Origin of the sequence: Micromonospora foliorum (assembly GCF_022229015.1) — a bacterium.
GTDB classification, from domain to species: domain Bacteria; phylum Actinomycetota; class Actinomycetes; order Mycobacteriales; family Micromonosporaceae; genus Micromonospora; species Micromonospora foliorum.
Map to the genome: position 1 here is coordinate 1 of NZ_JAKKFF010000538.1, position 7,793 is coordinate 7,793.

General features: G+C 72.2%; 6 protein-coding genes and 1 pseudogene. 6 read left to right on the top strand and 1 reads right to left on the bottom strand.

What is annotated here, in order from left to right:
* Window positions 1-83 precede the first annotated feature (83 nt).
* Entirely contained in the window at window positions 84-1,247 is a 1,164-nt protein-coding gene (locus PSH25_RS29765) for an outer membrane protein assembly factor BamB family protein (RefSeq protein WP_238662169.1), read from the bottom strand.
* Between the two features lie 211 nt (window positions 1,248-1,458).
* Here PSH25_RS29765 and PSH25_RS29770 point away from each other — a divergent pair, with 211 nt between their 5' ends.
* From PSH25_RS29770 to PSH25_RS29795, 6 genes and pseudogenes are all read left to right on the top strand, one after another.
* Entirely contained in the window at window positions 1,459-2,073 is a 615-nt protein-coding gene (locus PSH25_RS29770; RefSeq protein WP_238662170.1) for a YdeI/OmpD-associated family protein, read from the top strand.
* A 106-nt stretch (window positions 2,074-2,179) separates the two neighbouring features.
* Window positions 2,180-2,614, top strand: coding sequence for a DUF2975 domain-containing protein (locus PSH25_RS29775; RefSeq protein ID WP_238662171.1), 435 nt, complete (start codon window positions 2,180-2,182; stop codon window positions 2,612-2,614).
* Window positions 2,614-2,829 carry a helix-turn-helix domain-containing protein gene (locus PSH25_RS29780; protein WP_030488645.1) on the top strand — a complete coding sequence of 72 codons (216 nt, stop codon included), beginning with the start codon at window positions 2,614-2,616 and terminating at the stop codon, window positions 2,827-2,829. Before PSH25_RS29775 ends, PSH25_RS29780 begins: the two co-directional genes overlap by 1 nt.
* Window positions 2,826-2,990: a hypothetical protein gene (locus PSH25_RS29785; protein ID WP_238662172.1), complete on the top strand. Its 165-nt coding sequence runs from the start codon at window positions 2,826-2,828 to the stop codon at window positions 2,988-2,990. Before PSH25_RS29780 ends, PSH25_RS29785 begins: the two co-directional genes overlap by 4 nt.
* Window positions 2,991-3,118: 128 nt before the next feature.
* Window positions 3,119-6,301: an FtsX-like permease family protein gene (locus PSH25_RS29790; RefSeq protein ID WP_238662173.1), complete on the top strand. Its 3,183-nt coding sequence runs from the start codon at window positions 3,119-3,121 to the stop codon at window positions 6,299-6,301.
* A pseudogene (locus tag PSH25_RS29795) lies at window positions 6,298-7,793 on the top strand (FtsX-like permease family protein); the annotation flags it as partial. The gene PSH25_RS29790 and the pseudogene PSH25_RS29795, both read left to right, overlap by 4 nt.

Consider the following 7,793-nt stretch of genomic DNA (forward strand, 5'->3'; position numbering starts at 1 on the left):
AACGACAAGACAGCCACGTCGTACCAGGCCACCGTCACCATCGCCGCGCTACTCCAATGGCTGTGAACCTTTGAAGACACGGCCTAGAGGCCGTAGACCGCCAGTTTCGTGCCGTCGGTGACGTACACCCGGCCGTAGGTGACCACGAGTTGGTCGGTCGCGCCGGTGAACGCCGGCGCGTTCAGCGGGGCACCGTCGACCGGGTTCAGGGCGTACACCCGGTTGCCCTTCGCCGTGACGTGCAGGACGCCACCGGCGATGATCGCCCGCTGGTGCTCGCTTCCCGGAATGCTCTTACTCCAGATGATGGCGCCGGTGCTGCGGTTCAACGCGAAGACGGTGCCGCCGAAAGAGGTGACGTAGAGCCGGGTCGGGGTGACCACCACGAACTTCGGGCTCAGGTTCGACGCGAGCCAGGTCAGGGTGCCGGTCGTCGCGTCGAGGACCTGCAGGCTGTGGCCCCACCCGACGTAGAACTTGGTCCCCGCCTCGTCCGTCGCGAGCGCCCGGTAGTCACGGTCCGCCGTGGTGTGGCTGATTGTGCCGGTGGTGATGTCGACGATGACGCTCGCCAACGGTTTGGCGGACGTGCCGGTTCCGGAGAGGATGACGCGTCCGTTCGCCGAGACCGGTTGTTGCATGTACTTGTCGTGCTGCCACAGCAGTTGCCCGTCAGCGAGGCGGTAGGCGCGCGTGTCCGCGGCCCACCGGCTCTCACCGGAGACCATGACGACGCCCCGGTCGACGAGGATCTGGGTGGCCACGCCGTCGTCTGGGAAGTCCCGAACCACCGTGCCGGTCGGAGCGTCGAGCACGAAGACCTGTGACGCAACGGCGCCCGGCGAGTGAAGGATGACGTTAGCGGCGAAGACGAGTTGGCCGGCCGTGTGGACGAGCTCCGTAGGCATCAGGAACTTCTCGGGGTCCAGCTCGAAGCGCCACTTCTGCGCGCCGGTCACCTCGTCGGTGGCGGTGACACCGAGGTCGTCCACCGCGTACACCAGTCCGTCGGCGACGACCGGTGCGCGCTGGCCGGTCCGGGCCGGGGTGCCGGTGTGCTTGAGCTTGAGGTTCGCAACGGTCGGAACCGTCACGCTCGTCTCGTTGGGATTGAACGCGCTGTTGCTGACCAGGTAGCCGGACATGGACCACCAGCCCGTGCCGCCCGCCACGGCCGGTGTCGCCGGGATGGCAACCGTCGCCGCGAGCACCGCGGCGGCGGTCAGCACCTTCACTGCGTGCCTCACTCGTACCTCCCCCGTTGGCGCGGCGTCGCAAGACCCCGCGCCCTTGTCTGTGTTTCAGTGCGTCACGGCGGAATGCGTCCCTGCTGCTCAGGGGCCGCCGTGCTGGTGATCATATGGCTGGCGCGGCGTCGATGGTGGCCCGTCGGACGGCCGTCGGATCAACGATCCGAGCCGGAACTCGGGCGTCTGACCCAGCGGTTAGCCTGCCGTCATGGCGAGCACAGAGCTGGATGAGTTGATCGTCGCGGACGCCGACGCCCTGCGCGCCTGGTTGTCGGCCAACCACGCCACGTCGCCCGGCGTCTGGCTCGCCCTGACCAGGAAGGGCGGCACGGTCACGACGCTTACCTGGCAGCAGGCGGTCGACGAGGCCCTGTGCGTCGGCTGGATCGACGGGCAGGCCCGTAAGCGGGATGAGGAGTCGTCCTGGATCCGGTTCACCCCGCGTCGGCCCCGCAGTTCGTGGTCGCAACGCAACGTCACCAACGTGGCCCGGCTGGAGGAGCAGGGGCGGATGCTGCCGGCGGGTCGCGCCGCGGTCGATGCCGCGAAGGCGGACGGGCGGTGGGTGGCCGCCTACGCCCCGCCGTCGGAGGCGGAGGTGCCGGCCGACCTGCTCGCCGCCATCGCCGCCGAGCCTGCCGCCCAGGCCATGTTCGACGTGCTCACCAAGACCAACCGGTTCGCTCTCATCCACCGCCTCAACGCCGTCAAGCGGGCCGAGACCCGCGAGCGCAAGATCGGCGAATTCGTCGCCATGCTGGCCCGTCACGAGACGATCTACCCCCAGAAGGCGAGGCCGGTGCCCGGGTCGACGCTGCCGTGAGTGGGAGTCGACGTTCGGGCAACCGATTGACTTTCGATAGGTAACGAGCGAAACTCGATGCATGGTTACGGAGCATCGAGCGGTTGCCGCTCTCAGAGTTTTCCTCGTGGTGCTGTTCGGGGTCCTGGTCCTGTTTCAGACCTTCTCCCTGCCCGGCCAGTTCGCCCACATGGCCCAGGAGTCACCGCAGGACGCCTACCTCAGGTGGCCGGCAACGGTCGTGGCGGTGTTCTGGGTGCTGTGCGTCCAGGTCGTCATCGTCGCGACCTGGAAGTTGCTCAGCCTGGTCAAGAGCGACCGCATCTTCACCGAAGCGTCCCTGAAGTGGGTGGACGCGATCGTGTGGGCCATCGCCGCCGCGTGGTTGGTGCTCGTGGGTGTCTTCCTCTACGTGGGGTTCAACGCGGACGACCCAGGGCTGCCGCTGCTGCTGTTCCTGCTGACGGTGGGCGTCAGCGTGCTGGGGCTCCTCATGGTGGTGATGCGGGCACTGCTGCGGCAGGCCACCACGCTGCGGACCGACATGGAAGCGGTGATCTGATGCCCATCGTCGTCCGCATCGACGTGGAGTTGGCCAAGCGCAAGATGAGCGTCGGTGAGTTCGCCGAGCGCGTCGGGCTCACCCCAGCCAACGTGGCCGTGCTGAAGAACGGCCGCGCCAAGGCCGTCCGGTTCAGCACCCTCGAAGCGATGTGCCGCGTGCTCGAATGTCAGCCCGGAGACCTGCTGGAGTGGGTCGAGGAGGAAACCCCATGAAGTACATCCTGACCGTCGCCGCCGTTCTCGTGGTCGCGCTCGGCGTCGCCGGCATCGTGCTCGGGGAGGCCGACGACTCGCCGGGCCTCCAGCTCCTGGGCGTCGTGCTCGTGCTCGGCGCGGTGGCATTCGGCATCCGCACCCTTCGAGGTGGCAGTTAGCCGCCCGGTGCGCTGGCCGGCCTGAGCTGACCCTCCCGTAATAACGATCATGTAACGGGCGCGAACCTTTCCCGGTGGGTGGCCTGTCTTGATGGTCGTCGGCCCGCCAGGGCCAGGGGAGGCGTCGGATGAAGCTGGTGTGGAGGCGGGCCCGCGAGGCGCGAGGGTTGCTGGTCGCGGCGGTGATCGCTGCCCTCGTCGCCGTCGCGTTGGTCACCGGGCTGTCCGACTACAACCGTCGAGCGGTGGACGCCGGGCAGCGGGCCCTGGTCGCCGCCTCGCCCGCCGAGGAGCGCGGCCTGCTGGTCAGCGGCTCCGGTGGGCGGGACGCCGCCGAGTTCGCAACCCGGGACAGGGCGGTCCGAGCGGAGTTCGCCACCGGGCTCGGCGGCGTCCCGGTCAGTGTCACCGCCGCCCGCTACGGCACCGGCCGCGAGCTGACCGGCGACCTCGGGCAGATTCCGCGTACGGCCGACGAACCGGTCTTCGCGAACCTGGCCACGCTCGCCGACCTGGCCAGCCACGCGGAGCTGACCAGCGGAGCCTGGCCCCGCCCCGGAGCGAACCCCGTCCAGGTGAGCCTGCCCGAGCGGGTCGCCAGCGCCCTGGGCCTGACCGCCGGTGAACGCGTGCCGGTGCGCGACCGGGCTACCGAACGACGCGGGGAGTTGGTCCTCGCCGGCACCTGGCGGCCCCGCGACCCGGCGGACGCGTACTGGCTGCTGGCCCCCGGCGTGGGGGCCGGCAGCGCCAGTTCCGGCACCTCGTACGGGCCGTTCACGCTCGACCCGGCCGACTTCGCGGCCACCTTCCCCGGCTCGGTGTCGGCGTCCTGGCTGGCCCAACCGGACCTCGGTGGCGTCGCCACCGCCGACCTGCCCGCCGTTCGGAAAGCCCTCACCGAGGCGGTCTCGGCCGTGCCCGAGGCCGCCCAACTGGGCAGCTCCGGGCAGACGGTGACCAAGATGCCGCAGTTGCTGGACCGGATCGCCCGCGCCGACCTGGTGGGTCGCTCGTCGCTGGCCACCCCGCTGCTGCTCATCCTGGTGCTCGCCGGGTACGCGCTGGTGCTGGTCGCCGCCCTGCTGCACGAGGACCGCCGCCCACAGACCGCGCTGCTGCGTGCCCGCGGCGCCGCCCGTCGGCAGTTGGCCGGCCTGGCCGCCCGTGAGGCGACCCTGGTGGTCGCCCCGGCCGCCGTGCTCGGTCCGCTGATCGCCGGTGAGGCGCTGCGGTACGTCCGACCCGGCGGGTCCGGTGACCTCTCCACCGCCGGCGGCAACACCACAGTGGTCTGGGCGGCGGCAGCGGCCACCGCGGCCGGCTGCCTCGTCGCCATGGTCCTTCCGACGCTGCGCGGCGCCGGGACGTACGTCGCCGACATGGCGGCCCGATCCCGGCCGAACCGGTCGGCGAGCGTCCAACGCGCCAGCGTCGACCTGGTGCTCGTGGCGCTCGCCGTGCTCGCCTGGGTGCAGCTACGCCGGTACGCCTCCCCGCTGGCCGGCTCGGGCGGCCAGCTCGGGCTCGACCCGCTGCTGGTCGCCGCCCCCACGCTCGGCGTGCTGGCCGGTGCCGTGCTGGCGCTGCGGGTGCTCCCGCCGCTCACCCGGTTCGCGGAGCGGTTCGTCGACCGACGTCCCTGGACCGCCACCATGTTCGGCATGTGGCAGGCCGGCCGGCGTCCGCACGCCGGCCCGGTCCTGCTGCTCGCCCTCGCCGTCGGTGGCAGCACCCTGGCCTGGTCCCTGATCAGCACCGGGGAGCGGTCCCAGGTCGAGCAGGCCGGATACACGGTCGGCGCCGACGTTCGGGTCACCGAACGGGCCGGCGTCGCCCCGCCGAACAGGGCCGCTCAGCTCGCCGCGCTGCCGAGCGTGAACCGGGTGCTGCCGGCGTGGCGGGACGAGGTGCGCGTCGGGCGGCAGAACCTGCCCGTGACCGTGATCGGTGTCGACCCGGCGAGCGCCCCCGGTGTCGTCCGCCTCGCCGACCGTCTCGCCGACGGGTCGGCCTCCGAGCAGTACCAGCGGATGGTCGGCGCGCGTGGAGCCACCGGGGGCGTCGAGCTACCCGAGGGCACCCGCACGATCACCGGCACCGCCCGTACGCCGGTGGGAACGCCCGACGAACCGCACCGGATCTCCGTGGCGCTCCTGGTCACCAGCGCGGAGGGCCTCGCCTTCCGGCTGCCGGCGGTCGACGCCCCGAGCGACGGGCGGGCCACCCGCTTCACGGTCCAGCTACCGGACGTGGGAGGAGTGCCGCTCCGCGTGGCCGGGTTCGAAGCCGACGGCGGGCGGGCCGGCGGCGACTCGTACGGGCTTCAGGTGGAGGGGCTGACGCTGATCGACGCGGGCGGTAAGGCGCGCCCCGCCGACCTCACCGGTGAGTGGGCAGCGACCTGGGCTGACGGACCGCGGGTGCCGGTGCAGAAGAGCGGCAGCGGATTCGCCGCCAGCCGTCCGGTGCAACGCTTTCCGGGCTTGGAGCGCATCGACCAGGGTCCGACCCGGTTCGTTGTCGTACCGGCCGCGAACGCGGCCGTGCCGGTGCTGATGACCCCCCAGGTACGCGAGGCGCTGAGCCTGCGCGTCGGCGACACCGTCGACCTCACGCTCTCCGGGGCGACGTTGCCGGTGCACCTGGTCGGCGAGCTGAGCGCCGTGCCGACCACCACCGCGGCAGGCGTGCTGCTGGACCTACCCGCGGCGGTCGACGCGCTGATCCGTGCCGGTGGGACGCTGCGACCCGTACCGGAATGGTGGGTCGGCGCCGGGGACGCGAACGCCGCCGCCCAGGCGGCCAGCGCACTCCCGGGCGTCACCGTGCTCAACCGGGCGGCGGCGATCGAGGCGGCCGCCGACGACCCGTACTGGCGCGGCTCGCGTACCGGAATGCTCGCCGCCGCGCTCGGCGCGGTGCTGCTCGCCCTCGTCGGCCTGATGGTGGACGTGTGGGCCACCGCCCGGCGTCGGCTCGGCGAGTTCGCGGTCCTGCACACCCTCGGCGCCACGCCCCGGCTGATGGCCCGGGCGCTGCTGGCCGAACAGACGTTCCTCGCCGGCATCGGCGTGGGAGTCGGGTTGTTACTCGGCACCGCGGTCGGCGCGACGATGGCCCCACTCGTCATCCTCACCCCGGCCGCCGGTCGGCCGACACCCCCGGCGGCGTTCGTGCTGCCCTGGGTGCCGATCGGCCTGACCGCGGTCGGTCTGTTGCTGGCGGCGCTCGCCTTCAGCGCGTTCATCGCCACCGGCATCCGTCAGCGGGTGGCGGCGGTGCAGCTGCGAATCGGGGGAGAACGATGAACGTCGGGGCGGCCGTCCGGCGGGTCCGGGCGTACGGGGGGCAGTTCCTGCTGCTGGCGGTGCTGACCCTGGTGGTCACGCTGCTGATCAGTGGAGTGCCCCGGCTGGTCAACCGGCTCGCCGAACAGGGGCTGCGAGCGCAACTCAACAGCGAGCCGGCCGCCCGCCGGGACCTCTCGTACACCACCAGCCTGGAGCCCGCGACGTCGCGGCGGACGGCGATGGGCGACGCCGCCGAACGGTTCGAGGCCCTGGCCGCGGCGATGCCGTCGCAGGTACGCGCGGCCGTGGACGAGCGGTGGTACAGCGTCGAGACCGCGGCGGCCCGCGTGGTCGGACCGGACCTGGCGGCCCGCAACCTGCTTGTCGACATGGGCCTCCGGGCCATGCCCGACGTGCAGGGCGCGAGCACCCTCGTCGAGGGGACGTGGCCGAGCGAGACGTACGTTCCCGAACGGCCGATCGAGGTGGCGCTCGACGTCGACGTGGCCCGCAAGCTCAACCTGCGCGCCGGCAGCCAACTGCGCATCGGCAACACCGATGACAAGGGCCGGCTCGTCGACGGTGCCCCGCTGGTGGTGACCGGGCTGTTCCGCCCCGTCGACCGCGCCAACGGCATCTGGGACGGGCTGCCACAGTTGCTGCAGATCATCGAACCGCAGGGTGATGGCCAGCCATTCGTCATCGTCGGCGTCGTCGCGCAGTCGCCCTTCAACAAGCGGGCCGCCGCGGGTTGGCCGGTCCAGTCCAACTGGCGGTACCGACTGGGCGTCGACCGGATCGACGCACGCGAGCTGGACCGGCTGATCGACGGCCTGCAGGTGATGCAGCGCAACCAGCCGACGGGCCTCACCCTGACCCAGGGCGTCGACGTCCCGTTGCGCGCGTTCGCCGCCCAGATCGACGCCGTCCGGACCCTGCTCGCGGTGATCGCGGCCGGCGTACTGGCCACCCTGGCGGGGCTCATCGTGCTCGCGGCCAGTCTCGCCATCAGACGACGTCGCTCGGAGTTCGCGCTGCTGCGCGCCCGTGGGGGAGGGGCCACCGCCGGTGCCCGGCGTAGCCTCGCCGAGTCGGTGCTGGTGGTGCCGGTCGCCGCCGTGCTGGGCTGGTGGCTGGGCACGCTGTTCCCCGGTACACCGGATCCGACCGCGCCGTACGTCATCGTGGTGACCGTGCTGGTCACGCTGGCGTTGCCGGCGGCGACGCTGGCCGTACCGGCCGGCGGCGTGGCGCGCCGGGACCTGATCCGGGTTCGCCCGTCGGCCCGTCGGCTCACCGTCGAGGTGTCCCTGCTGCTCCTGGCCGGGCTCGCCGCGGTGCTGCTGCGCCGGCGTGGTCTGACCCTCGGCGAGGTGGACCCGCTGCTCGTGTCGGTGCCGGTGCTCCTCGCGGTCGCGGCGGCGGTGCTGGCGCTGCGGGCGTACCCCTGGCCGTTGCTGCTGGTCAGCCGGCTGGCCGCGCGGACCCGGGGTACGCCCGCAGCGCCAGC